This window comes from Leifsonia sp. NPDC014704, assembly GCF_043083605.1.
Classification (GTDB): Bacteria; Actinomycetota; Actinomycetes; order Actinomycetales; family Microbacteriaceae; genus Leifsonia.
The window spans coordinates 114,812-138,977 of record NZ_JBIBYW010000002.1; the positions used below are offsets into that span (position 1 = coordinate 114,812).

Below are 24,166 nucleotides of genomic sequence, written 5' to 3' on the forward strand. Positions count from 1 at the left end.
TCACTTGATCGCGCCCGCCGCCATACCGCGCTCGAACTGCCGCTGCAGGGCGATGTAGGCGATGATCGTCGGGATCGCGGTGATCACGGACGCGGCGAGGATCTTCGGCGTGTCGTCGTTGTATTGCCGGCGGAAGAACTCGGGCAGCTGGGTGACCACGCCCATCCCGTCGTCGATGAGGAACACTTTCGGCAGCAGGTACGAGTTCCACGCGTAGATCAGCACCAGCACCATGAGCGCCACGGCCATCGGGCGCGACAGCGGCACCAGGATCGACCAGAACACCCGCCAGGTGCTCGCGCCGTCGATGCGAGCGGCCTCGAACATCGCGTCCGGGATGCCGTCGACGTACCCGCGCGCGATCAGCACGGTGAACGGGATCTGCAGGGCCGCAATCGGCAGGATGACCGACCAATAGGTGCCGAGCAGACCGAGCTTCACGGCGGTCGTATAAAGAGGAGCGATCAGCACCACCTCGGGCAGGGTCAGCGCGGCCATCATCAGCCAGAAGTACAGCTCCTTCCCTCGCACGCGCAGCTTCGAGAAGCCGAACGCCGCCGCGAGGGTGGCCACGTAGACGATGACGATCGAGGCCACCGCGATGATGATCGTGTTGAGGAAGAACTTCGGGAAGCCGGGAACCTGCACCACCGCCAGGTAGTTGCCCCACCCCTGTCCCTCGAAGCTGGTCTGGAGCATCGCGATCAGCGGGATCACGAACGGGATGACCGCCGCCGTCAGCACCAGCTGCAGGATGATGCGCGCACGTCGCGAACGGGTCTCAAACATCGGCGGCCTCCTTGCGGCGCGGTTTCGTGCGGGTGAGGCGCTCGCGGCCTTGCAGCTGCATGAACACGGAGACGGCGATCGCGATGATCAGCACCAGAATGGACAGCGCCGACGCGTAACCGAGGTTGCGGTCGCTGCTCGCCGTCTCGGCGTAGATCATGGTTCCGAGGAACTCGGACGAGTGCGCCGGACCGCCCTGCGTGATCAGCCACGGGCTGTCGAACAGCTTCAGCGCCGTGATGAAGTTCAGGATGGCCAGGGACACGATGATGGGGCGCAGGGTCGGCAGGACGATGGAGAACAGGACCCGGAAGTTGCCGGCGCCGTCCAATCGCCCGGCCTCGATGAGCTCGGGGTCGATCTGCGCCATCCCGGCGTAGATGAGGATGAAGCCGTAACCGATCGCGCCCCAGCATCCGACCAGGGTGACGACGAGCAGCGATGTGGTCGACTGGCCGATCCACGGCTGCTGCAGCGTCGACAGACCGAAGAAGCCGAGGATGCTGTTGACCGTGCCGTCGCTCTGCCAGACCTCGACGTGCGCTGGGGCGAGCGTGGCCGGGGCCACGACGACGGGGATGACGACGAGCACCTTGTAGAGGTTCGCGAAGCGGATCTTGGAGTGCATGGCCGCCGCGAACAGCGTCCCGCCGGCCACCTGCACGAGGAACACCACGACGAAGTAGATGATCGTGTTGCGCAGCGAGGTCCAGAGTACCGGGTCGGCCAGCGCCGAGATGTAGTTGCCGAAGCCGACCGGCGTCATCAGCGCCCGGCCGCCGGGCCAGGAGAAGAACGACAGGTAGCCCGAGTAGATGATGCTGTAGTAGATCAGCCCGACGGAGATGGCGAACGCCGGAAGGATCCAGCGGAGGCCCCCGGGGAGGAGGCGGGCGCGCCGTCTGGAGCGCCCGCCCCCCTTCACCACGGGTGGGTGTCGGTCGGATCCGATCTCAAGATCCGTGACGGTCATGAGTGAATCGATCCGTTCTTATCGGTTGCGGATTACTTCGTGCCGACCTTGCTGGCCTCGGAGGAGGCCTGCTGGTCGTCGGCGATGCTCGCGATCGACTTGTTCACCGACGGGTCGAGCACCTGCTGGATGGCGACCACGATCGCGTCGAGCGACTTCTCGGTGGTCTGCCACTGGCGGGACTCGGTGGTCTCGCCGCTCTCCTTGATCAGGTTCTCCATCGCCGGACGCTGAACAGCCTCGTCCACGAGCGTGATGTTCGACCAGTCGGGCGTGGTCCCCTTCAGGGCCGGCAGCAGATCGAGCGCGTTGGCGACGTTCTGCTGGCCGGTCTTGTCCATGGTCATCCACGAGACGAAGGTCTTGGCCGCGCCGATGTTCTTCGACTCGGAATTGATCGCCAGTCCGTAGTCGGCCTCACCGAAGTACGTGCTCTTGTGGCCTTCGCCTGCGACGTCCGGGAACTGCGCGGGCAACTGGACGAAGCACGTCGGGTTGGTGACACCGGCCGCCTCCATCGAGGCCTTGCACGACTCGGCGCCCGCATACTGCGTGTACCAGAAGCCCATCTGGACCATGGCGGCGTCGCCCTTCATGAACTCGTTGTTGGCGAGGGGATACTGCGGGCCGTCGAGCGCGTTCGGCGCGATGATGCCGTCGTTTTTCATCTTCTTGATGATCTCGAGCACCTTCTTGCCCTGCTCGTCGTTCCACTTCGCCTTGCCGGTGGCGGCCTTGATGAAGAAGTCGGGATCCACCGTGTTGGCGATCGAGTGATACATCTCGGTCGGGAAGGTGTCGGTTCCGCCCGCACCCATGGTGAAGCAGGTCTTGCCGATGGCGGTCACCTTCTTGCAGGTGTCCACCCACGAGTTGTAGTCCGTCGGCACCTTCGCGCCGGCCTTGTCGAGGATGTCCTTGTTGTACCAGAGGAAGCCTGCGGACATGCCGCCCAGCGGGAGTGAGACGAAGCGTCCGTCCGAACTGGTCAGCTGCTTCACGTAGGAGCCGCCGATCTTGTCCTTCCAGCCGTCGCCCAGGGTGTCCTTGGCGAGCGAGGTCAGGTCGAGTGCGTACGGGCCCCAGAGGTCCGGCGAGCCGCCGGCCGGGGACAGGTCGAAGACGTCCGGGCCTTTACCCGAGTCGAGGGCGGGCGTGATCGTGTTGCGGTAGTCGACGTTCTCGAAGTTCTTGTAGGTGACTTTGATGTCCGGGTACTGCTTGTTGAACTCTGCGATGTACTTCTCGGCCACCGGGGTGTCGGGGGTCCATCCCCACCAGGTGACACTTCCGGATTTGGCCGGCTTGACATCCGAGGCCTGATCGCCGGACGAGCCGGTGCAGCCTGTGATCGCCAGTGCGGCGGCCGCAGCCACCGCTGCCGCGGAAATGAACCGCGTACGCATCATTGTGATTCCTCCACCTCTTTGTGCTGATCTCGTGCATGGCGGCGCACGTTCGGGGCGAGCCTACACACGCATTCGAAAGGCGCGCAACAGTTCGAACCTTTTTGTCACAAACTGCGTGTAGCCATGTATGGTGTCGTCTACTGCCGCTCTCTCTGGCTGAATGCACTTAGTTGCGTACGTTGAGATAGTGAGCTTTCACGTAGAAGGGACTCCACATTGGCCATCGAATCCGTACTCTTGAACGTCACCGACATCCCGCGTTCGGTCGAGTTCTACCGCCGCCACCTCGGCGCCGAGGTGATCGAGGCGGGTGACGACAACGCGGTGCTCGATCTGGTCACCGCGCAGCTCGTGCTCAACCGCATCGACGCTCCCGCCGAATCGACGTGGGTCGGCGACGACCTGCAGCGCGGTTTTCGTCACGTCGGCTTCAAGGTGTCCGACCTCGACGCCCGCGTGGACGCCCTGCACGACGCGGATGTGCCCTTCCATCTCGAGCCGATCCACGCCGAGGGTGATGTGCGCATCACGTTCTTCTACGACCCGGACGGCACGCTGCTCGAACTGGTCGAGGGCCCGCTGCAATACCACGAGGTCTACGACCGCGAGGCGGTCGAGAAGGACTGGGGCCTCGGCGACCCCGACCGCCCGCGCTTCGACCACGTCGCCGAGACCGTCGCCGACCTGGAGGCGACCAAGGAGCACTACGGCGAACTCGGGTACTCGCTGATGTCGGGCATCCACCAGCCGAGCGACGACCGTGGCTTCGAGATCAACTTCCTCCGCCATGGCGACAGCTCGCTCGAGATCTTCACCTACGACAAGGCCGAGAAGGCGGAGCGCAGCCCGCAGCTCGACGCGCCCGGCTTCGTAGCGGTCGCCTTCGAGGGCCGGACCGCTCCGGGCACGGCTGTCGGCACCGCCGGCGACCGCGAGGTCTACAGCGGCCCCGACGGCCTGCTGTACACGATCGAGAACGCATGACCGCATCCACCTCGCTGCGTCCGCTCGGCGCGACGGGACTCTCCGTGAGCGCGGTGACCCTCGGCGGCGCCCCGCTCGGCAGCATGCCCGAAAACTTCGGCCACGAGGTGGCGGAGGCAGACGCGGTCGCGCTGGTGCAGGACGTACTGCGCAGCGGCATCCGGACCATAGACACGTCTAACGGGTACTCCGACGGCCGCAGTGAGGACCGGATCGGCAGGGCGATCGCGGAGTTCGGCGGCCTGCCGGACGACGTCCTGGTGATCACCAAGACCGACCAGCGCGACGGTGACTACAGCGGTGAGCGCGTGCGGCGGTCGATCGCCGAGAGCACCGGGCGGCTGGGGATCCGCCCACTGCCGCTGGTGCACCTGCACGACCCGGAGTTTCACGACTTCGACGCCATGACCGCTCCGGGCGGGGCGGTGGATGCGCTCGTGGAGGCGAAGGAGCGCGGGGACGTCGGCCACATCGGGCTCGCCGGCGGTGACGTGCGGGTGATGCGCCGCTACCTCGACCTCGGCGTCTTCGAGGTGCTGCTCGTGCACAACCGCTGGACGCTCGTCGACCGCAGCGCCGGGCCTCTGCTCGACCGCGCGGTCGATCTCGGGGTCGGGATCGTGAATGCGGCCGTTCTCGGCGGAGGCATCCTCGCCGACGAGACCGGCCGCAAGACCGACTACGGCTACCGGGCGGCCTCGGCGGAGACGCTCGACGCCATCGCGCGCATGCGGGAGGTATGCCGCCGCTGGGAGACCACCCTCGCGGCCGCCGCCCTGCGCTTCTCGACCCGCGACGACCGATTCGCGAGCACCATCGTCGGGATCAGCAGGCCGGAGCGCATCCAGCAGACCCTCGACGCCGCAGCCCTCGACCGGCCGCAGGAGTTCTGGGACGAGCTGGAGTCGCTCCTGCCCTCTCCCGCGAACTGGCTCGACGCCGACTGACCGACACCGACACAACACACGAAAGAGACACCATGCCACTCGTCCGAATCGACATGCACAGCCCACTGGCTCACCTCCGACCGCAGATGAGCCAGGCGATCAACTCCGCGCTCGCGGACGGCTGGGGCATGCCGGCCGACGACCTGTTCCAGATCTTCACGCTGCACGAGCAGGGCGACCTGTTCTACAGCCGCACCTTCCCGGACGCGGATCGCTCGGACATCGTCTTCATCAGCATCCTTGCCTACAACGGGTACTCTCCCGAAGTGAAGCAGCGCGGTGCGGAGCTGGTCGTCGAGCGGCTCGCAGCGCTCGGGATCAAGCGCGACGACATCCTCATCTCCCTCTACGAGAACGGCGACGGCGACTGGCTCGCCCCGTCCAAGGAGCAGTGACCATGCAGAGAAGCGACCTTCCCGACGGCTTCGTCGTCGGGAGCGCGACCGCCTCGTACCAGATCGAGGGCGCCACCCACGAGGATGGCCGCGGCGAGAGCATCTGGGATGCCTTCGCGCGCGTCCCCGGAGCCATCGCCGACGGCAGCACGGGCGACGTGGCCGACGATCACTACCACCGCTGGCCGGAGGACGTCGCGCTGATGTCCGACCTCGGCCTCGACGCCTACCGGTTCTCGATCGCGTGGCCGCGCATCCAGGCCGACGGCACCGGCCCCGCGAATCGTGCGGGACTCGACTTCTACCGTCGGCTCGCCGAGTCGCTGCGCGAGCGCGGCATCACGCCGTGGGCGACCCTGTACCACTGGGATCTGCCCCAGGCGCTGGAGGACCGGGGCGGCTGGCTCGATCGCGACACCGCGATGCGGTTCGCCGACTACGCCGCGCTCGTCGCGGAGGAGCTCGGCGACGTCGTGACCGACTGGATCACGCTCAACGAGCCGTGGTGCTCGGCCTTCCTCGGCTACGCGAGCGGGCACCACGCGCCCGGCCGAACGCTCGGCTCCCGATCGGCGCACGCGGCCCACCACCTCCTTCTGGGCCACGGCCATGCACTGGAGGCGCTGCGAGCGACCGTCCCGTCCGCAAACATCGGCACCACGCTCAACCTCTACTCGGTGCAGCCCGCGAATGACTCCGAGGCGGACGCCGACGCCGCGCGCCGGATCGACGGCCTCAGCAACCGGTTCTTCCTCGACCCGGTACTGAAGGGCGCGTACCCCGCGGATGTGCTCGAGGACCTCGGCGAGACGCAGTGGTTCGCCGAGAACGCGACCGATGACGACCTGAAGCGCATCTCCGCGCCGATCGACTTCCTCGGCATCAACTACTACAGCCGTCACACCGTCGCGTCGGGGTCGAACCCGGCGACGGGCGGCCCGGCCAGCGCCTACCCGGGCAGCGAGCACGTCCGCTTCGTCAAGACCGGGGCTCCGGTCACGCAGATGGGCTGGGAGATCCACCCCGACGGGATGGTGGATGTGCTCCGCCAGGCCAACGCGCTCGCGCCGAACCTGCCGCTGTACATCACCGAGAACGGTGCTGCGTACCCGGACCAGGTGGGCGCGGACGGCGAGATCGACGACCCGCAGCGCGCCGAATACCTGGAGGCGCACTTCGAGGCGGCCCGGGATGCGGTCGCCGAAGGCCTACCGCTGCAGGGCTACTTCATCTGGTCGCTGATCGACAACTGGGAATGGGCGTGGGGTTACTCCCGGCGCTTCGGGATCGTGCACGTCGACTACACGACGCAGAAGCGCACGCCGAAGCGCAGCGCACGCTGGGTCGCGGACTTCCTCCGCGACGCGGTGCCCGCCTCCCGCTGACCTTCGGTTGACGCGACACGCCGTCCGCCGTCGGCTGGGGACGGCGTGTTGCGTCAACCGGATCGCGTCAGGACTGGCCGCGGCCGGTCTTCTGCTGGAGCCGGTCGATGTGCTCCGAGGCCTGCGCCTTCGTAAGGTCGGCGGGGAGCTCCTCGCCGGCCTCGCGGGCGAGGGTGTCGAGGTAGCTGCGCTGGGATGCGGTCATCGGCTCATCGCCGGTGACCCACTCCGACGGGTCCTTGCTCGCAGGGTTGCTGTCGTCGCCGCGGGCGCCGAGCACATCGTCGCCCGCGCCGTTCGTGGTGCCGCTGGTGTCGCTCATGCGGCAGACAGTACGCCGCCGCACCGACATCGTCAGGGGGAGGACCGCTGCCACCGGCTCATCGGCGCAGCACGCTGGGCCGGGGCAGGCCCAGTTCCTCCAGAAGGTCACCGAGCATCCGATCGAGTTCGAAGCCCGCCTGTGTGATCTTGTTGTTGCCGAAGCTCGCCAGCCGACTGCTCGGCTGGTCGACACTCAGCACTGTTCCGCCGCTGCGCGCAGCGTGCAGCTCGACCCGGATCGGCGTGTACAGCAGTGTTCCGGGGTCGTGCCGGAACATCCGCGCAGCTGTGGCGTAATCGCCGATGAGATACACGGCGCTCGGGATGTCGGCTCCGCCCACGCGCATCACCGGCGTCGGGTGATCCGTCCAGAACCTCACGAACCGATGGATGCCGGGCCCCGCCGTCTCGCGGGTGAGGCGGCGCCAGTCCGCGTCGTCCGCGAGCAGGTCCCGCAGCTGTCCGACGTCGAGCGGGGGCACCTCGACTTCGAAGGCGCGGCGGAGGGTTCCGAAGGCGACGGCGGCCTCCAGTTCGATGCGGGTGACCGGGACAGGGATGATGCGCTCGGTCGCGGGGAGGGCCATCATCCCATTCTCGCCGCTGCCGGGGGGGGTGCTCAGCCCCGGCCGGTCACGCCGCGCTTCGGCGGCACCTGCGGCAGGTCGTCCGAGGAGCCGCCCTCGCCCAGCCGGGCGACGTACTCCCGTTCCCGCTCCAGCGTGTCCGTCTCGGGAACGCCGAACCGCGACGGGTCGGGACGGTCGGCATCCTGCTCGACGGTCAGCAAGCCATCCGGGTCGCGCGGGTCGCGCACGCCGGTCAGGCGTACGTCGATCGTCGACGTGTCCTCGTCGTGCCCACGTCGGTCCTCATCGCGGCTCGTCGCATCCATGTGTCCACCATCGGCGCGTGCGGGAGCCGCGGCAAGGGGTCAGCTCGGTTTGCTCTCCGGCAGCGAGGCGCCGAGCGAAGCGGGCTCCTCCGGCGAGCCTGCGTGGTCGGGTGCGACGCCACCTACCGGATCCGAGCGATCGGCGCGCACCAGCGCGATCCCGCCGAGGATGAGCAGCCCGCCCAGCAGTTGGAGCAGACCGAGCTGCTCCCCCAGCAGCAGCCACGCATACAGGGTCGCCGCCACCACCTCCAGCAGGCCGGTGAACGACGCCAGCCGCGACCCCAGCAGCTCCGTCGCGGTGATGCTCGCGGCGTAGGCGACCGCCGTGGCGAACACGCCGACCACGGCGAGCGGCACCCACCACGCCACCGACTGGCCGAACAGCGGCACCTCGGCGAAGCTCACCGTGACCGGCAGAACGCTCGTCGCCCCCACGGCGGCGAGGGCGATCGCGCCGATCAGGAGCCCGCCGGAGGCCAGGGCGACGGGCGGGAGGCCGTCGCTCGGTCGCGCCGCGATCACATAGAACGCCGCGCAACCGCCCATGGCGAGCACCGCCAGCAGAAGGCCGAGCGGGTCGAGAGCGCCGGCGCCACCGGGCGACACGACCAGCACGAGCCCACCGACCGCCACGACCGACCCGGCCAGGACGACGAGGCGCGGCGCCCGCCGGGTGCGCATCCACACGACGACGACCAGCAGGACGGGCGCGAGGTACTCGACGAGGATCGCCGAGCTCACCGGGATGCGCTGGATGGCCGCGAAGTACAGCACCTGGGTTCCGGCGACGCCGACGAGAGCCATCCCGAGCAGCCGCCAGCGGCCCCGCCAGACCGCAGCCCAGCGACCCCGGACGGCGATGAGCGCGAACGGCAGCAGCACGATCCCGCCGATGAGGGCGCGTGCGGTGACGGCAGCGACGGGCGACCAGCCGCTCTCGAGCAGCGGTTTGATGAACGCGCCCGACATCCCGAACGTCGCCGCAGAGAGCACGGCGATGAGCAGGCCGAGCGAAGTCGGATGCCGATGCGTCATAGGGTCACCTGTCAGGGTTGTCAGCGATGATGGTCCTGACGTTACGCGCGTCGCGAGTAAGGAGTCAACTTGCGTTTTGCCCCTGACACAGAGGACGCCCTGGAATTCGCCGTGGTCCTCGGCAACACGGTTCCGGACGCCTCGCAGAGCGGCGAGGACGAACTCGCGACCCCGGAGCAGCTGGTCGCCCTGCTGACCGAGAGCCGCTACTCGGGCCGCGTCGATGGCGACGAGGCGGAGCTCCGGGCCGTCCACGAGACGCGAGATCGCATCCGCCGCACCTGGACGCTCGACCGCGACGAGGCGGCCGTCGAGGTCAACGCCATGCTGGCTGAAGCGCACGCCCTGCCGTACCTGATGCGCCACGACGGGTTCGACTGGCACCTGCATGCCACGGCTCAGGATGCGCCGCTCGCCGAGCGCATCCGCGTCGAGATCGCGCTGGCCCTGGTGGATGTGATCCGTTCGGACGAGACGGGCCGCCTGCGCGTGTGCGCCGCCGACGACTGCACCGGCCTCCTGCTCGACCTCTCCCGCAACGGCTCCAAGCGCTTCTGCAGCGTGCGCTGCGGCAACCGGATGAACATGGTCGCCTTCCGCGCCCGCAAGGAGCAGCGCGCGTAGCCGTCCGGCCCTCCGCTCACGCCGGAGATCCGCTCCCTCCCGCCGGAGATGCGCCTCCCCCCGGCCGGAGATCCCGCGCCTCCGCGGGCGAATCGCCCGTCCCACCGCGGTTAGTCGGAGATTCGGGCACTTTCGTCCGACGCAAGCCACCGACCGTAGCCGCGGGCCTCCGGAGGCGGCTCAGCCTGACACTCGCGGAGATCCGCTCCCTCCCGCCGGAGATGTGCCTCACCCGGTCGGAGATACGGCCGCCCCGGTCGGAGATTCCGCACACCGGCGCGCGAATCTCCTGCCCCACCGCGGTCAGTCGGAGATTCGCGCCTGTTTCTCCGACGCAAGCCGCGGCCCGCTCAGAAGTCAGACAGATTGCCCCGGATGCCGCCGTCGCCGAACTCCCGCCGCAGGATTCCGCGCCGACGCAGGACGGGGACGAGCTCGTCCAGGTTGCGGTGCAGCGTCACCGGGTGCAGGTCGCCCGAGAAGATGAAGCCGTCGTTCGACGCCTCCTCCCCCAGTTCTTCGATGAAGTCGGCGATCTGCTCGGCCGTCCCGACGAATCCTTCGCGGTCGGCGATGCGTCCCTTGACGACCTTCGGCGCGACCAGGTCGCGCAGCGTGACCCCATCGCGGATCCCCTGCTTTCCGAACAGTCCCTTGATGCTGCCCTGCGACACGTGGTCGCCGAACACCGAGACGTCGAACGGCTCGTCGAGCGACAGCTGCGTCAGGTCGGTCTCCAGGTCGCTCGACTGTCCGGCGAGCTCCCGGTACAGCTCCGCGTCGGTGGGATGCTTCGACGCCTCGACGACCCTCCGCGCCTCCTCGTCGCTCGGCACGACCTCCGGCTTGAAGACGAACAGCACCTTGATCGAGTCGGGGTCGCGCCCGGCGGCCACGGCCGCCTCACGCACCTTGGCCCGGTAGTCGCGGATGCTCTGCGCGTCCAGCGGGGCGAGGGCGAGCTGCACATCGGAGTGCGTACCGGCGAACGCGATGCCGCGCGGCGAGCCGCCGGGCGAGACGATCGCCGGGTCGCCGTCGGTGAACGGCACGGCGTTGAGCGGCCCGGCCACCCGGAAGTACTCGCCCTCGTGCTCGAACGGCCGTATCTTCGAGCCGTCGGCGAAGTGGCGCGTCGCGGCGTCCTCGATGAGTGCGTCGTCATCCCAGCTGTGCCACAGCCGCCGGATCACGGTGAGCCACTCCTCAGCGCGGTCATAGGCCGCATCGTGCGAGAGGGCCGGCAGGCCGAGGTGCCGCGCGCTGCCGACGTCAGTGACCACGTTGACCCCGAGCCGGTGACCGCTCAGGTGGTGCAGGCTCGCGAACTGACGGGCGGCGACGTAAGGAGGGTAGGCGCCGGCGTTGATCGTGGGAGCGACACCCAGGTGCTCGGTCGCATCCAGCAGGTACGGCGAGAGGATCAGCGGGTCGTGCTTCGGCCCGCCGTACGCCTCGCGCACCCGCAGGTCGACGGTCTCCGGGAAGCCGATCGACAGGGCGTCCTCGATGATGACCAGATCGAGTCCGGCCTGCTCGAGTTCGCGCGCGGACTGCTGGTAGAGATCCGGCCGCGTCCACCGGTAGTCCCACTCCCAATACGGGCGGCCCCAGCCCTGAGGCCCGAAGCCGCGGCTGAAGAACCAGCCGAAGTGCTGCAGTCGTGCCATGCTCGCCTACCTCCCCGCCACGGCGCTCAGCGGCGCCGAGGTCAGCTCTGCGTCCCCCGCGACAGCCGCATCCTCGACCACCGCATCCGCGACAGCCGCATCCTCGACCACCACGTCCGCCGCGGCGACCGCGGCGATTCCTCGCTCCAGATCCGCGATCAGGTCGTCCGCGTCCTCCAGCCCGATCGACAGGCGCAGCAGTCCCGGACCGATCCCGATTCCGTCGCGCACGTGCCGCGGCAGGTGCGCGTGCGTGGTGGAGGCGGGGTGGAGGATGAGCGACCGCACGTCTCCGATGTGCGTCATCCGGCTGAACAGTTCGACGGCGTCGTAGAACCGTTCGGCCGCTGCGGCTCCGCCCGCAAGCGTGAACCCGAGGACGGCGCCCTGACCGCGCGGCAGGTAGCGCTGGGCGAGGGGATGCGACGGGTGCGACGGCAGGCCCGCGTACTCCACGCGGGCGACCTCGGGCTGCGCTTCGAGCCAGCGGGCGACGGCGAGCGCGGTGTCCGACTGCCGCTGCACGCGGAGCGAGAGCGTCTCGATGCCCTGCTGGATGAGGAACGCGTTCAGCGGGGACAGCACCGGCCCGAACAGCGACGCGACGACGGAGCGGGTGAACGCCGTGTACGCGGCCGCGCCGTGCGTGGCCACGTAGCTCGCGCCATCCAGCCAGTCGTCGGGCCCGGTCAGATGCGCGAACGGCGACGTCGCCCAGTCGTAGCTGCCCTGGTCGACGACCAGGCCGCCCAGCGTGGAGCCGTGGCCACCGAGGTACTTGCTGGCGGAGTGAACCACGATGTCCGCACCGTGGTCGCCCGGCCGCAGCAGGTACGGGGTGGCGAGCGTGTTGTCGACGATGAACGGGATGCCGTTCTCGTGCGCGACCGCCGCGACGCCGGCGATGTCGAGGATCTCCGTGCCGGGGTTGGCGATCGACTCGCCGAACAGCACCCGGGTGGTGGGACGGATGCGCCGCCGCCACTCCGCGAGGTCGGTGGGGTCGTCGACGAACTCGATCTCGACACCGAGTCTGCGCAGGCCGTTCTCGAACAGCCCGCGGGTGCCCGAGTAGACGCTCTGGGCCGACAGGATGTGGTCGCCGGCCTGCACGAGGCCGAGCACGGCGACCGTCAGCGCGGCCTGGCCGCTGCCGACCGCGATCGCTTCGCGGCCGTGCTCCAGGGCGGCGACGCGGCGTTCGAGCGCGGCGGTCGTCGGGTTGCCGGAGCGGCTGTACGTGTAGCCGGGCTCGTCGCCGCCGAAGCGGCCTTCGGCCTGGGCGAAGTTGTCGAACTCGAATCCCGCGGTGAGGTAGATGGGCGTGACCCGGGCGCCGTGGGCGGCGTCGCGGGCCTCGCCCGCGTGAACCTGGGCTGTGCTGAACTCCGACATCCCCCTATGGTGCGGCACCGCCTCCGCTGCGACGCCTTCTGTTGCACAAAGCTACGCGGCGCAGACATTTCGGGATGGGGTACTCTGGTCGGGCGATATGCGAACGGTGCGTTCGCATAATGAACGACTTACGACGAAGTGAGGTTCCCGTGCAGTTCCACCACCACGGCTACGTCTCCGGCGATCCGCGCATCCACGAGCCGTCCGGCACCGGGATCGACCGGCCGGCCGAGCTGCCGGACGAGCTGGACGTCCTCATCGTGGGCACCGGCCCGGCCGGCATGATCGCCGCAGCCCAGCTGTCCCAGTTCCCGAATGTCACGACACGGATCGTGGAGCGCCGCCCGGGCCGGCTCGCCATCGGGCAGGCCGACGGCATCCAGGCCCGCAGCGTCGAGACGTTCCAGGCGTTCGGCTTCGCCGAGCGGATCATCGCCGAGGCCTACCGCATCACCGAGATGGCGTTCTGGAAGCCGGACCCCGCCGATCCGTCCCGCATCATCCGCACCGCGCGGCCGGTCGACGACCCCACCGGCGTGAGCGAGTTCCCCCACCTGATCGTCAATCAGGCCCGGGTGCTCGACTACTTCGCCGAGGTGATGGCGAACTCGCCCGCCCGGATGACACCCGACTACGGCTACGAGTTCGTGCGGCTCGAGGTCGGCGAGGGCGAGCATCCCGTCGCCGTCACCCTGCGCCGGACCGCCGGACCGGACGAGGGCGCCGAGCGCGTCGTGCGCACGAAGTACGTCGTCGGCGCCGACGGCGCCCGCAGCAAGGTCCGCGAGGCGATCGGCTGCCACCTCGCCGGCGACCAGGCGAACCATGCCTGGGGCGTGATGGATGCGCTGGCCGTCACGGACTTCCCGGACATCCGCACCAAGTGCTCGATCCAGTCGGAGGCGGGCAACATCCTGCTCATCCCCCGCGAAGGCGGCTACCTGTTCCGCATGTACGTCGACCTCGGCGAGGTGTCGCCCGAGGACAAGGGTGCGATCCGGGCCACCTCCATCGACCAGATCATCGAGCAGGCCAACCGCATCCTGCACCCGTACACGCTGGATGTGCGCAACGTCGCCTGGCACAGCGTGTACGAGGTCGGTCACCGGCTCACCGACCGCTTCGACGACGTGCTGCCGGAGGAGCTCGGGATGCGCACCCCGCGCGTCTTCATCACCGGCGACGCCTGCCACACGCACAGCGCGAAGGCCGGCCAGGGCATGAACGTCTCGATGCAGGACGGCTTCAACATCGGCTGGAAGCTGGGGCACGTGCTCGATGGCCGCAGCCCGGAGAGCCTGCTCGCCACCTACTCCGCCGAGCGGCAGGTGGTCGCGAAGGACCTCATCGACTTCGACAAGCAGTGGTCGACGCTGATGGCGAAGAAGCCCGAGGAGTTCGACAGCCCGTCGGAGCTGGAGGACTTCTACGTGCGCACCGCGGAGTTCCCGGCCGGGTTCATGACGCAGTACGCGCCGTCCCTGATCGTCGGGGAGCAGAGCCACCAGGAGCTCGCGACCGGTTTCCCCGTCGGCAAGCGGTTCAAGTCGGCCCCCGTGGAGCGGGTATGCGACGGCAACCCCGTGCACCTGGGCCATCACGCGCGCGCCGACGGCCGGTGGCGCATCTACGTCTTCGCCGACGCCGCCCGAGCGGGAGAGCCCTCGGCGGTGGCCGACTTCGCCGCCTGGCTGTCGTCGTCGCCCGACTCGCCGCTCGCCGCGACACCGGCGGGCGCCGACCCGGACGCCTGGTTCGACGTCAAGGTGATCTACCAGCAGGACCACACGGCGGTCGACCTCGGCACGGTCCCCGAGCTGTTCCTCCCGCGCGTCGGACCGTTCGGCCTCATCGACTACGAGAAGGTGTACGCCGCCCACCCGGACGACGACATCTTCGCGGTCCGCGGGATCGACCGTGGTGGCGCGATCGTCGTCGTGCGGCCCGACCAGTACGTGTCCGCGGTGCTGCCGCTGACGGCCACCGACGAGCTGGCCGCGTTCTTCCGGCCGATCCTGCTCAGCCGGGAACTGGCCGGCTAGCCGCCGACGCTGCCGCCCTCGCGGGCGCCGCCGATCCCCGACTTCCCGGAGCTGCCGAACCCGCCCTTGAGCGGTGCGCGGTCTCCGGCGGCCGCCCCAGCGGGTGCGCGCTGCACGACGTCCGGCTGCAGGTTCGCGCTGGTCCACGAGAAGCCGCCGTTGCGGACGGGCGACCAGGCCGCCACGCGGTTGCTGTTCCACACCGAGGCGCCCCACAGGATCGGCCCGATCCACGGAGAGTGGTAATGCCCGGGGTACGCGTCGGCGGACTCGCAGAGCGAGGCGGGGTCGTCATCCACCTCGGTGCCCTCCGCCCGGAGCGCGGCCAGCTGCTCGGTGACGTCGGCGATGCAGTCCTCGCGGCTGCGGTACTCGGGGCGACGGGCGTCGTCGGGCAGCACGTACTTGGTGCCGTCGGCGGCGACCCGGACGGTGCCCTCATCGTCGGGCGCGCATCCCGCGAGCAGGAGGGTCGCGGCGGCCAGGGTCGTCACGCCGAAGGCGACGCGCGGGAGGCTGCGGTGCGCGGCGGCGATGCCGGTGAGGGCGATGGGACGTTGACTACGCACGGTCCTCCTCGATGAAGTGCGGGACGAATTCGGCCAGGTCGCCGGTGATCGGCCCGCTGGTCTCGCGCAGATCCATCCCGGCGGGGCTGTCGCCGACGACCCACGAGCCGATGACGGCGGTCTTGCCGGGGATGGGCGCGAAGTCCGCCCGTCTCTGGAACACGAATCCCTCATCGCCGTACGGGCCGTCCTGCTCTGCCACGACGGCGCCCTCGGCGTCGAGCACCGTGACGTTGGCGCCCTCGCGGCCGAGGCGGGGTTTGCGGACGACCGGCTCGCCGGCCAGTGCGCCGGGTTCCGCGAACGCGGGCAACAGGTTCGCGTGGCCGGGGAACAGCTCCCACAGCACGACGAGTAGCTGCTTGTTGCTGAGCAGGAGCTTCCACGCCGGTTCGACCCAGCGGGTGCTCTCGCGGCTCTGCAGCAGGAAGCCGCCGAACTGCTCGTTCACCATCCACTCCCACGGGTACAGCTTGAAGATGCGGCGGACGTGCTCGCCGTCGGCGTCGAGGAAGCGGGCCGTATCGACATCCCACTGCAGGTCTTCGACGAACACCAGCTTGGGGTCGAAGCCCGCGGCGGCGGCGGTCTCGGCCATGTAGGCGACGGTCTCGAAGTCCTCCACGATGAGGGCGCCGTCACCCGTGTCGTGCAGGGAGGCGAGGTGCAGCCGGGAGCCCTCCGGCAGGCCCCAGCGCTCACGACGGATGTGCTCCCACTGCTCGATGAGCTGCTCGTGCAGCGAGTTGAACTGATCGGAGCCCTCTCCCCGGACCTCGGCCAGCCACTGCCACTGGGCGACAGCCGACTCCACCAGCGACGTGGGGGTGTCCGCGTTGAACTCGAGCAGCTTCACCGTTCCCGCACCGTCGTACGCGAGGTCGAAACGGCCGTAGACGGTCGGGTCGTCCGCATCCCAGGAGTCGGCCACCAGATCGTGGAACCGCGACGGGATGCCGAACTCGGCGAACCGGCGCTCGCGGACGACGTGCTCGACGGCATCCATGCAGCGATCGAAGAGCTCCTGCGTCGCCGCCTCGATCAGCTCGACCTCCGCCATGGTGAACGCGTAGGCGGCGGTCTCGTTCCAGTAGGGGCGCCCGCCCTCGGACGGCAGGTCGTAGAACGTGAACCCGATCTCGTCCAGCCGCGACCGCCAGTCGGCTCGGGGCGTCGAATCCACACGCCGCATGTCCCGCCCCCTCCCCGCCGGTGTTGTCGAACACCACAGCGTAACCGAACGGGGCGTCGGGACGACGGCGGTCTAGCCTGACGGTCGTGGACCGCTTCGAGACCATCGCAGAGGGCGTGCATGCCGTGCGCGTCCCGATGCCCCGAGGCGGGCTGCCGTACAGCCTCGCGTACCTCGTCGAGGACGATGACGGACGCCTTCACGTCATCGATCCCGGCTCTCCGACGGACGTCGCGACCCGTACCCTCCTGGACGCGGTGGATGCGCTGGGGCGCACCCCGCGCGACATCGCCTCGATCGTCATCACGCACCTCCATGCCGACCACGCGGGAGGCGCCGCGGCGGTGCGTGCCGCGAGCGGCGCCGCCCTGCTGATGCACGCGCGCGAGGCCGAGGCCGCCGCGGCGCTCGCCCGCGGGGTCCCGGCGCCGGACGTGGACGCGTGGGGCGTCCCGGCCGACCGCCGTCCGGAACTGCTGGCGGCCGTCGCCTCCCCTGTCGCGGCGGGACTGCCCGCGCCCGACGCCGTGCTCGCGGACGGGGACATCCTCGACATCCCGGGCCGTCGCCTCCGCGCGTTGTGGACGCCCGGGCACACTCCCGGCCATCTGTGCCTCCACGACGAGGATGCCGGGCTCGTCTTCACCGGAGACCACGTGCTGCCGACCGTCAACTCCGGTCTCGGCCTCGGCGGCCCGACCGCCACGAACCCGATCGTGGACTACCTCGCCGGCCTCAACCGCATCGGCGAATTGGACGCGCTCGCACTGCCCGGGCACGAGCATCCGTTCACCGGACTAGCGGAGCGAACGGGCGCCCTGCGCGAGCACCACCTGCGCCGGTCCCGTGAGGTCGCGGCGCATCCCGGCGGCACCGTCTGGGAGATCGCGCGCGACCTCACCTGGACCGGCGGCTGGGACGCCCTCTCGGGCTTCACCCTGCTCTCCGCCCTCTCGCAGACCGCCCAGCACCGCGACTTCGTCGCCCCCTGATCCCGCTCTCTCGCCCTTCCCCCACCGTCGAGTCCGCACAATTTGCACACGAAACGCCGCCCCGACGTGCAAAGTATGCGGACTCGACGGTGGGTGGGAGGGGGTCAGCGGAGGTCGGACTCGATGGCGGCGGCGGCGGTACGCAGGCGCGCGCCGATGGCGGCGGCGTCCACGTCGTTCGCGACATAGACGACGGCGAGCGCCGCCACCGGTTGCCCGGGCGCGACGACCGGCACGGCGATCGACGCGAGCCCGGCGATCACCTCGTCGTGGCTGGTCGCATATCCCCGGCGTTGCGCGAGCGCGGCGTCGTCGCGGGGATGCTCTCCCGGCAGCGCCCGCCACTGCGCCTCGGTCAGGGCGGACTGGATGGCGATCCCCGGCGCCCCCGACGCGAGGGGATGCCGCGTGCCCGGGCGCTGGGCCACCGTCGCGTGCGCGTGCGACGGCTCGACAGTCACGAGCGTGACCACGTCATGGCGGTCGAGCACCGCGAGGAAGGCCGTCATCGTGAGCTCGTTCGCGACGGCCGTCAGTTGCGGGAGGGCGGCCGACTGCAGGTCGCGCGACACCGATCGCGCGAGCGTCGCCATCCGCGGCCCGAGCTCGACAGCACCGGCCGCGTCGCGCACGACCAGCCCGTGCTCCTCGAGCGTGCGGAGGATGCGATACGTGATCGAACGGTGCAGCCCCAGCCGAGACGCGATCACCGGGATGCTGAGCGGTTCCCCCGCGTCGGCGATCAGTTCGAGCATCCGGATGCCGCGCGACAGGGTCTGCAGCGGTGGCGTCTGCGTGGTCGTCTCGGCAGAGGGCTGCGCGGCAGAGGGCTGCGCGGCAGAGGGCTGCGCGGCATCGGCGGAAGGCATGTGTTCGATTATAGAAACAATCAGCCGCCCGATCCGTCCAGGCGATCGAAGAACCGCAGCACCGCGGGCAGTGCCTTGTCCGCCACGGTGCCGTGCGTCGCTCCCGGAATGGGGTCGTAGACGACATCCGTGCCGCGCTGCTTCTGCTCATCCGCGAAGGCCGCCGTCGCCGACGGCCGCACCAGCTTGTCGCTGAGCCCTTGCGCCACGAGCAGCGGCACCGGGATCGCGGAATCGCCTGGCGTGTTGGCCGCGAGCAGGGTCGCCCACGGCTCCGTCGTCTCCGGATCGCCCGTCAGGAACCGGCCGACGAGGGGCTGCGCGACGTCATGCAGGGCACTGTTCTGGGTGAGCAGGCAGTAGCCATTCATGGTCGGCAGGGCAGCGATGGCGGCGGGCGTGAGGATGGAGTCGAGCGGCGCCCCGTAGACCTCCGAGTAGGCATCGAACGCGTACGACGCGATGCTGACCCCCGACACGTCGCCGATGTCGGCGCGCATGAGGGACGCCAGGTCCGTCGCGGGGGCGGCGACGGCGACCGCGCGCACGTCGAGCTCCGGTGCGTACTGAGTCCACAGCTGGGCCGCGAACAGTGCCGCCTGCCCACCTTGGGAGTGCCCCCAGAGCAGGACGCGCTCGCTCGCGGCGGACCCGAGGAAGTCGCGCGCGGCACGGGCCGCGTCGAGGACGTTCCGTCCTTCGGTGTCGCCGACGAGGTAGGAGTTCGGTCCGTCGACCCCCATCCCCGTGTAGTCGGTGGACACCACTGCGTAGCCCTGGTCGAGCAGCGCCTTCAGCCCTTCGATCCAGACGTACGGGTCGACGGAGCGGGACGGCGCGCACTTCTCGGCGCTCCCCGTCGTCGGATGCGCCCACGACACGATGGTCCGGCCGCCGTCGGGTGCCGGTCCGTCGGGCTCCAGCAGCATCCCGCTGTTCAGGACGGGGTTGCCGGAAAGGTCTGTCGAGCGGAAGAGGATGCGCCATGCGGTCGCGCCGAACGGCCCGCCCGGCGCCAGCTCGGAGCGTACGATCTCGCCCGGCTTCCCCGCAGCGGCGGGCGGGTCGTCGTAGAAGGCCCCGGTGTACGGCCGCGCAGCGAGGTCCTCTTCGCCGCGCACCTCCTGGGAGCACCCGGCGAGGACGGCGGCCGTCAGCACGGCGACGAGCACACCGTTCGCCCTGGCATGCCACCTGATCCCCCGCCTCCGCACCCCACCATGCTGGCACGCGGTCCGTCCGACGGCGGGGTCTGCCCTGCGCAGATTCGCGACGGGCAGAAGCCGCAGACACGGGCCGATGCGGCTCCCACACTGGGCTCATGGACACCGACAAGACCTCTCCCGTGCAACGGCTGCTCGACGAGCGCATCGTCTTCCTCGGCAGCGAGGTGACCGACGAGGTCGCCAACGACATCTGCGCCCAGCTGCTCCTGCTGGACTCGATCGCGCCCGATCGCGACATCTTCCTCTACATCAACTCCCCAGGCGGTTCGGTCACCGCCGGGTTCGCGATCTTCGACACCATGAACTTCGTGAAGGCCGACGTCGCCACGCTCGCGCTCGGCTTCGCCGCCTCCATGGGCCAGTTCCTGCTGTCGTCGGGCAAGCGCGGCAAGCGCTACGCCCTCCCGAACTCCTCCGTGGTCATGCATCAGCCGCACGGCGGCTTCGGCGGCACCTCGGCCGACATCCAGACGCAGGCGAAGCAGATCCTGCACTTCAAGCGGCGGATGGCCGAGCTCACCAGCGAGCAGACGGGCCGTCCGGTGGAGCAGATCATCGAAGACGGCGACCGCGACCGCTGGTTCACCGCCGACGAGGCTCGCGACTACGGCTTCGTGGATGAGGTGGTCGGCTCGACGACGGCGCTCAAGCCGTAGCCGCCCTCCAGCCGCCGCGCCGTCAGGCGGAGACGGGCTGCCGGGTGTTGACCACATCCACCCGGGCGTCGATGAACGAGTGCACGCTCTCGTGGATGTGGTACTGCGTGTGCGAGAGGCGCGCGTCCCTGCTCCGCAGCAGCGCGCGTGCGGCCGCCCGACGAGCCCGAAGACGCCCGAGCGAGATCGCGGAGGCGAGCAGCACCGCCAGAGCCAGCGCGGCGCCCGCGCCGTCGACCGCCGCCTGCCACCCGGGGGCGGTCACGGCGAGGGCGACCGCCCAGGCGGCACCGATCACGACGAGCGCCGTGCCGGCGGTCCACAGCGTGACGCGGGCGAGCCGCAGCGGATGCGTCGCGAGCAGCGCCCGGGCCTCCGCGTTCTCGCGCTCGTGCTGACGACGGCGCTCCTTCGCCCAGTGCAGGTCGCGCTCGTGGCGGCGGGCCAGCAGCTGGGCCCGGTCGTGGGCATGGTTGTAGGGCAGGGTGGTGTGCACGATACGTCCTTTGCGCGTTCGGGTTCTCCCGCGGACCGGTTTCGGGTCGGCTCCCGCGGGGCTCAAGACAGTAACTCGGGTGTGACATCCGCGAGCATAGCCAGAAAGACCGGTCTGTGGGTCGTTTGGAGGACATGATTCTGTACCCCAATCCGGGCGACACGGATGCGGTCCACCCAGCGCTGTTAGGGTGTGGACTTCCGGGAGTGCGCGGGAGGGGAGCGGATGCGGAGACCGGTCGTCGCAGCAGTCGTGGGGGCGCTCGCCCTCATCGCGGTCGCCGCGGCCGTGGGCGTCGGCCTGAAGGCCGCAACGCCGGCCCCGGCGCCGAGCACCCCCTCCAGCCCACCGCCGACCACCGACCGCCAGGCGCCCGCGTTCGCGTCGCCGCGGCTGTACCTCGATCCGAACACCGAGGCCGCGGCGGCGCAGAAGCGCCTGCTCGGCCTCGGAGACACCGCCGGTGCGGCCGTCGCCGATCAGATCGCCGCCGTGCCGACGGCGGTCTGGCTCGGCGAGTGGTTCCAGGGCGACCGCCTGGTGACAGAGCTCAGCAAGGACATCACTGAGGCGCGCGAGCAGAAGGCCACCCCGGTCTTCGTCGCCTACGGCATCCCGAACCGCGACTGCGGCGGCTACTCGAAAGGCGGCCTCACCGCGGACCAGTACCTGCCATGGATCCGCACCATGGCATCCACTCTGCGGGGCAGCGGCGCGGTCGTCCTGCTGGAGCCCGACTCGCTCGCCATGCTGTCGTCCGAGAAGTGCGCGGGCTCGGCGGAGGTCCGTCTTCCGTTGCTGCGCGAATCGGTGAGCATCCTCGAAGGGGCGGGCGTCGCCACCTACCTCGACGGCGGGAACGCCCGCTGGCTGTCGGCCGACGACCAGGCCGCCTGGCTGAAGCGCGCGAACATCGAGGAGGCCCACGGCTTCTTCACCAACGTCTCGAACTTCGACACCACTCAGCGCGAGCGGGACTACGCCGGCCGTCTCTCGTCGAAGGTCGGCTGGAAGCACTACGTCATCGACGTCTCCCGTAACGGCAAGGGCTGGACGGGCACCTGGTGCAACCCCCCGGGCGCTGCTCTCGGCCAGGACCCGAAGGTGACGGAGGGAAGCGACGGCAAGCTGGATGCGCTGCTCTGGGTGAAGCATCCCGGCGTCAGCGACGGCAGCTGCAACGGCGGTCCGGCCGCGGGCGTCTGGTGGCAGGCCGGCGCGGAGGCGCTCGTGAACGGCCGCGACAAGTGACCGGCAGCGCCTGCGAACAGCTCGCCGCTGCCTGCGACCGCCTCGCCGCGCGCACCCCGCCGCTGTCGCCGGGGCGGTTCCTGCGTGACCTGGGCCACGAGGTCGCAGGTGTCCGGCGCGGTCCGTTCTGGTTCCTCGACGCCGGGCGGGGCGGCTCCAACCGCATCCGAGGCCGCGGCTTCCGCCGGCACGTCGACGACGGGACGGAGGGCCAGGCGCGCCACTTCGCCGGGATCGTGTCGGTCGCCGCTCGCGTGGGACCGCGCCTCGCCCGTTGGCTGTCCATCCACGTCGGCCGGGATGCGCCCGACACCGCCGACGGCCGGCTCACCGATCTCGCGCTCGACTTCGTGCGCTCCGTCCGCTCGGGCGAACTGCCGCTGAGCGACACCGGCGGCTGGGTGCGGGCGCGGCTCTGCGCGGGCGCCGCATCCTTCCAGCGCTCCTGAGCCCCTCGACCTGAGCCGCCGCTACTCCGTCGGCGGGAGGTGCCGCCCGCGGTGGATCTCGTACAGGCTCGCGTGCCCGGGCGAATCGGGGTCGTCGACGATCGGCTGGTCGGCCATGAAGAGCCGGATGATGTGGGCCAGCTCGCCGGGATGGCTGAAGTTGATCGCGTGCGCCGCTCCCTCGATCCGCACCACTAGAACGTGATTGTCCGTCGCCGACGCGATCTCCTGCACCCGCTCCGGTCCGGGCAGGAGTGGGTCGCGGTCGCCGATCACCACGAGCGTCGGGATGTGCAGCTCCAGCAGCCGCTCCAGCGACGGGTAGGAGGTGAGGGCGCTGAACATCTTGAACGTGCTCGGAACCCCGAAGCGGAGGTAGTCCGGCGTCGCCACCCTCATCATCCGGGGCGGCTCGCGCCCTCCGTCCCGGGTCAGCTGGCCGATGGCCCGACGCAGCGGCCGGTTGTAGACGCCTCCCGCCGGCGAGACGAGGACGGCACGCTCGATGCGCTCGGGATAGTGGTGCGCGAACTCGAGGATGACCGGGCAGCCCATCGAGTTGCCGACGAGCGTGACCTTGTCGATGCCCCGGTCGTCGAGAAAGCGCGCCGCGTCTCGCGCGAGATCGGGGATGTCGAGACCCTCTGGGACCTTGCCGCTCCGGCCGAACCCCGGGAGGTCCGGGACGAGGGTGTGGAACTCGTTCGCGAGACGCTCGGCGGTCGGCAGCAGGTACCGGCCGGAGAGCCCGAAGCCGTGCACGTGCATCATCGCCGGGGCGTTCGGCGGGTTCGGAGACTCGCGGTAGAACACGTCGACCCCGTCGACGACGGTCCACCGTTCGGAGAGGCTCGACGCCGGTCGGCGCGGGACGCGCCGCGGCACGCTCTTGGTGCTCATGGCGCGATCCTGCTCGCCTCAGGCGCCCTCGCGCAATGCAGTACCTGTCAGCGCAGCGCGGCCCGGAATCCGGCGTAGTCGGTGAGCCGGTCGAGGCCCGCGGTGACCGTCGATTCGTGCGATCCGACGACGACGACATGTGCGCCGGACGCCACGGCCGCGGCGATCCCGGCCTCCGCATCCTCGAACACGACGCAGTCGGCGATCGGCACGCCGAGCTGCTCGGCCGCGCGGAGGTAGCCCTCGGGATCCGGCTTTCCTCGGGTGACGTCCTCCGCGGCGACGAGCACGTCGGGCACGGTGACCCCGGCGGCGCGGAGCCGGCCGACGGCCAGCTCGCGCGGCGCACTGGTCACCACGGCGACCGGCGCTCCGTCGGCCACGAGGCGACGGAGCAGAGCGACCGCACCCGGGATCTCGACGATGCCGTCGGTGCGGGTGACCTCCTCCGCGACGAGTGCACCGACCAGCTCGGCCCGCTCCTCGTCGGTCAGTGCGGGGAGGAAGTGCGCGACGGTGTCGACCGCCTGCCGTCCGTGGGCGTACGCGAGGAGCGCGGTCGCATCCAGTCCGTGGCGGTCGGCGAAGGCCGTCCAGACGGATTCGACCACCGCCGTCGAGTCGACGAGAGTCCCATCCATGTCGAACAGGAAGCCGGCCGCCGAGATCTCATCCACGCTCCGAGCTTAGGAGACG

General features: G+C 70.0%; 26 protein-coding genes. 10 read left to right on the top strand and 16 right to left on the bottom strand.

What is annotated here, in order from left to right:
• From ACF1AJ_RS11990 to ACF1AJ_RS12000, 3 genes are read right to left on the bottom strand one after another with little or no spacing between them, the layout of a single operon-like run.
• Entirely contained in the window at positions 1 to 789 is a 789-nt protein-coding gene (locus ACF1AJ_RS11990) for a carbohydrate ABC transporter permease (RefSeq protein ID WP_391507571.1), read from the bottom strand.
• On the bottom strand, positions 782 to 1,762 hold the full coding sequence (locus ACF1AJ_RS11995; protein WP_391507572.1) for a carbohydrate ABC transporter permease: 981 nt from the start codon (positions 1,760 to 1,762) through the stop codon (positions 782 to 784). Before ACF1AJ_RS11995 ends, ACF1AJ_RS11990 begins: the two co-directional genes overlap by 8 nt.
• 32 nt (positions 1,763 to 1,794) lie before the next feature.
• A complete protein-coding gene (locus tag ACF1AJ_RS12000) occupies positions 1,795 to 3,171 on the bottom strand; it encodes an ABC transporter substrate-binding protein (RefSeq protein ID WP_391507573.1) in 1,377 nt (458 codons plus the stop codon).
• A 216-nt stretch (positions 3,172 to 3,387) separates the two neighbouring features.
• Here ACF1AJ_RS12000 and ACF1AJ_RS12005 point away from each other — a divergent pair, with 216 nt between their 5' ends.
• The 4 genes from ACF1AJ_RS12005 to ACF1AJ_RS12020 are packed head-to-tail and all read left to right on the top strand — an operon-like array spanning position 3,388 to position 6,882.
• A complete protein-coding gene (locus ACF1AJ_RS12005) occupies positions 3,388 to 4,155 on the top strand; it encodes a VOC family protein (protein ID WP_391507574.1) in 768 nt (255 codons plus the stop codon).
• Entirely contained in the window at positions 4,152 to 5,102 is a 951-nt protein-coding gene (locus ACF1AJ_RS12010; protein ID WP_391507575.1) for an aldo/keto reductase, read from the top strand. Before ACF1AJ_RS12005 ends, ACF1AJ_RS12010 begins: the two co-directional genes overlap by 4 nt.
• 32 nt (positions 5,103 to 5,134) lie before the next feature.
• Positions 5,135 to 5,497 (top strand): tautomerase family protein, encoded by a 363-nt coding sequence (locus tag ACF1AJ_RS12015; RefSeq protein WP_391507576.1) that lies wholly within the window; start codon positions 5,135 to 5,137, stop codon positions 5,495 to 5,497.
• A 2-nt stretch (positions 5,498 to 5,499) separates the two neighbouring features.
• Entirely contained in the window at positions 5,500 to 6,882 is a 1,383-nt protein-coding gene (locus ACF1AJ_RS12020) for a GH1 family beta-glucosidase (protein WP_391507577.1), read from the top strand.
• Between the two features lie 67 nt (positions 6,883 to 6,949).
• Here ACF1AJ_RS12020 and ACF1AJ_RS12025 read toward each other — a convergent pair whose 3' ends face one another.
• Genes ACF1AJ_RS12025 through ACF1AJ_RS12040 form a run of 4 tightly spaced genes read right to left on the bottom strand, consistent with a single transcriptional unit; the run spans position 6,950 to position 9,139 of the window.
• Positions 6,950 to 7,204, bottom strand: coding sequence for a DUF3072 domain-containing protein (locus ACF1AJ_RS12025; protein ID WP_391507578.1), 255 nt, complete (start codon positions 7,202 to 7,204; stop codon positions 6,950 to 6,952).
• A 58-nt stretch (positions 7,205 to 7,262) separates the two neighbouring features.
• Positions 7,263 to 7,793, bottom strand: a complete 531-nt coding sequence (locus ACF1AJ_RS12030; protein WP_391507579.1) for a hypothetical protein — start codon at positions 7,791 to 7,793, stop codon at positions 7,263 to 7,265.
• Positions 7,794 to 7,825: 32 nt separating this feature from the next.
• Entirely contained in the window at positions 7,826 to 8,101 is a 276-nt protein-coding gene (locus ACF1AJ_RS12035) for a hypothetical protein (protein WP_391507580.1), read from the bottom strand.
• 39 nt (positions 8,102 to 8,140) lie between these two features.
• Entirely contained in the window at positions 8,141 to 9,139 is a 999-nt protein-coding gene (locus ACF1AJ_RS12040) for a DMT family transporter (protein WP_391507581.1), read from the bottom strand.
• Between the two features lie 69 nt (positions 9,140 to 9,208).
• On the opposite strand from ACF1AJ_RS12040, the gene ACF1AJ_RS12045 reads away from it, so the two are divergent.
• On the top strand, positions 9,209 to 9,763 hold the full coding sequence (locus tag ACF1AJ_RS12045; protein WP_391507582.1) for a CGNR zinc finger domain-containing protein: 555 nt from the start codon (positions 9,209 to 9,211) through the stop codon (positions 9,761 to 9,763).
• A gap of 350 nt (positions 9,764 to 10,113) precedes the next feature.
• Here ACF1AJ_RS12045 and ACF1AJ_RS12050 read toward each other — a convergent pair whose 3' ends face one another.
• A complete protein-coding gene (locus ACF1AJ_RS12050; RefSeq protein WP_391507583.1) occupies positions 10,114 to 11,433 on the bottom strand; it encodes an NtaA/DmoA family FMN-dependent monooxygenase in 1,320 nt (439 codons plus the stop codon).
• A gap of 6 nt (positions 11,434 to 11,439) precedes the next feature.
• A complete protein-coding gene (locus ACF1AJ_RS12055; protein WP_391507584.1) occupies positions 11,440 to 12,828 on the bottom strand; it encodes an O-acetylhomoserine aminocarboxypropyltransferase/cysteine synthase family protein in 1,389 nt (462 codons plus the stop codon).
• 149 nt (positions 12,829 to 12,977) lie between these two features.
• Between ACF1AJ_RS12055 and ACF1AJ_RS12060 the strand changes: the two genes are divergently transcribed.
• Positions 12,978 to 14,870, top strand: coding sequence for an FAD-binding monooxygenase (locus ACF1AJ_RS12060; RefSeq protein WP_391508753.1), 1,893 nt, complete (start codon positions 12,978 to 12,980; stop codon positions 14,868 to 14,870).
• Here the strand turns inward: ACF1AJ_RS12060 and ACF1AJ_RS12065 are convergent.
• Positions 14,867 to 15,439: a hypothetical protein gene (locus ACF1AJ_RS12065; protein ID WP_391507585.1), complete on the bottom strand. Its 573-nt coding sequence runs from the start codon at positions 15,437 to 15,439 to the stop codon at positions 14,867 to 14,869. The genes ACF1AJ_RS12060 and ACF1AJ_RS12065 overlap by 4 nt on opposite strands.
• A complete protein-coding gene (locus tag ACF1AJ_RS12070) occupies positions 15,432 to 16,631 on the bottom strand; it encodes a glutathionylspermidine synthase family protein (protein ID WP_391507586.1) in 1,200 nt (399 codons plus the stop codon). Before ACF1AJ_RS12070 ends, ACF1AJ_RS12065 begins: the two co-directional genes overlap by 8 nt.
• Positions 16,632 to 16,717: 86 nt before the next feature.
• Here ACF1AJ_RS12070 and ACF1AJ_RS12075 point away from each other — a divergent pair, with 86 nt between their 5' ends.
• On the top strand, positions 16,718 to 17,623 hold the full coding sequence (locus tag ACF1AJ_RS12075; RefSeq protein ID WP_391507587.1) for an MBL fold metallo-hydrolase: 906 nt from the start codon (positions 16,718 to 16,720) through the stop codon (positions 17,621 to 17,623).
• 104 nt (positions 17,624 to 17,727) lie between these two features.
• Here the strand turns inward: ACF1AJ_RS12075 and ACF1AJ_RS12080 are convergent, their stop codons facing one another.
• Positions 17,728 to 18,492, bottom strand: coding sequence for an IclR family transcriptional regulator (locus ACF1AJ_RS12080; RefSeq protein ID WP_391507588.1), 765 nt, complete (start codon positions 18,490 to 18,492; stop codon positions 17,728 to 17,730).
• A 20-nt stretch (positions 18,493 to 18,512) separates the two neighbouring features.
• Positions 18,513 to 19,664 (bottom strand): alpha/beta fold hydrolase, encoded by a 1,152-nt coding sequence (locus tag ACF1AJ_RS12085; RefSeq protein ID WP_391507589.1) that lies wholly within the window; start codon positions 19,662 to 19,664, stop codon positions 18,513 to 18,515.
• Positions 19,665 to 19,813: 149 nt separating this feature from the next.
• Between ACF1AJ_RS12085 and ACF1AJ_RS12090 the strand changes: the two genes are divergently transcribed.
• A complete protein-coding gene (locus ACF1AJ_RS12090) occupies positions 19,814 to 20,374 on the top strand; it encodes an ATP-dependent Clp protease proteolytic subunit (protein ID WP_309855858.1) in 561 nt (186 codons plus the stop codon).
• 22 nt (positions 20,375 to 20,396) lie between these two features.
• On the opposite strand, the gene ACF1AJ_RS12095 is transcribed toward ACF1AJ_RS12090, so the two are convergent.
• Positions 20,397 to 20,870: a hypothetical protein gene (locus ACF1AJ_RS12095; protein WP_354480431.1), complete on the bottom strand. Its 474-nt coding sequence runs from the start codon at positions 20,868 to 20,870 to the stop codon at positions 20,397 to 20,399.
• Between the two features lie 225 nt (positions 20,871 to 21,095).
• On the opposite strand from ACF1AJ_RS12095, the gene ACF1AJ_RS12100 reads away from it, so the two are divergent.
• Both ACF1AJ_RS12100 and ACF1AJ_RS12105 read left to right on the top strand, forming a co-directional pair.
• Entirely contained in the window at positions 21,096 to 22,121 is a 1,026-nt protein-coding gene (locus tag ACF1AJ_RS12100) for a glycoside hydrolase family 6 protein (RefSeq protein WP_391507590.1), read from the top strand.
• Entirely contained in the window at positions 22,118 to 22,570 is a 453-nt protein-coding gene (locus ACF1AJ_RS12105) for a hypothetical protein (RefSeq protein WP_391507591.1), read from the top strand. Before ACF1AJ_RS12100 ends, ACF1AJ_RS12105 begins: the two co-directional genes overlap by 4 nt.
• Before the next feature lie 21 nt (positions 22,571 to 22,591).
• Here the strand turns inward: ACF1AJ_RS12105 and ACF1AJ_RS12110 are convergent, their stop codons facing one another.
• Together ACF1AJ_RS12110 and ACF1AJ_RS12115 are read right to left on the bottom strand one after the other, a co-directional pair.
• A complete protein-coding gene (locus ACF1AJ_RS12110; protein WP_391507592.1) occupies positions 22,592 to 23,470 on the bottom strand; it encodes an alpha/beta fold hydrolase in 879 nt (292 codons plus the stop codon).
• Positions 23,471 to 23,517: 47 nt separating this feature from the next.
• Positions 23,518 to 24,147 (bottom strand): HAD-IA family hydrolase, encoded by a 630-nt coding sequence (locus tag ACF1AJ_RS12115; RefSeq protein ID WP_391507593.1) that lies wholly within the window; start codon positions 24,145 to 24,147, stop codon positions 23,518 to 23,520.
• Between the last annotated feature and the right edge of the window lie 19 nt (positions 24,148 to 24,166).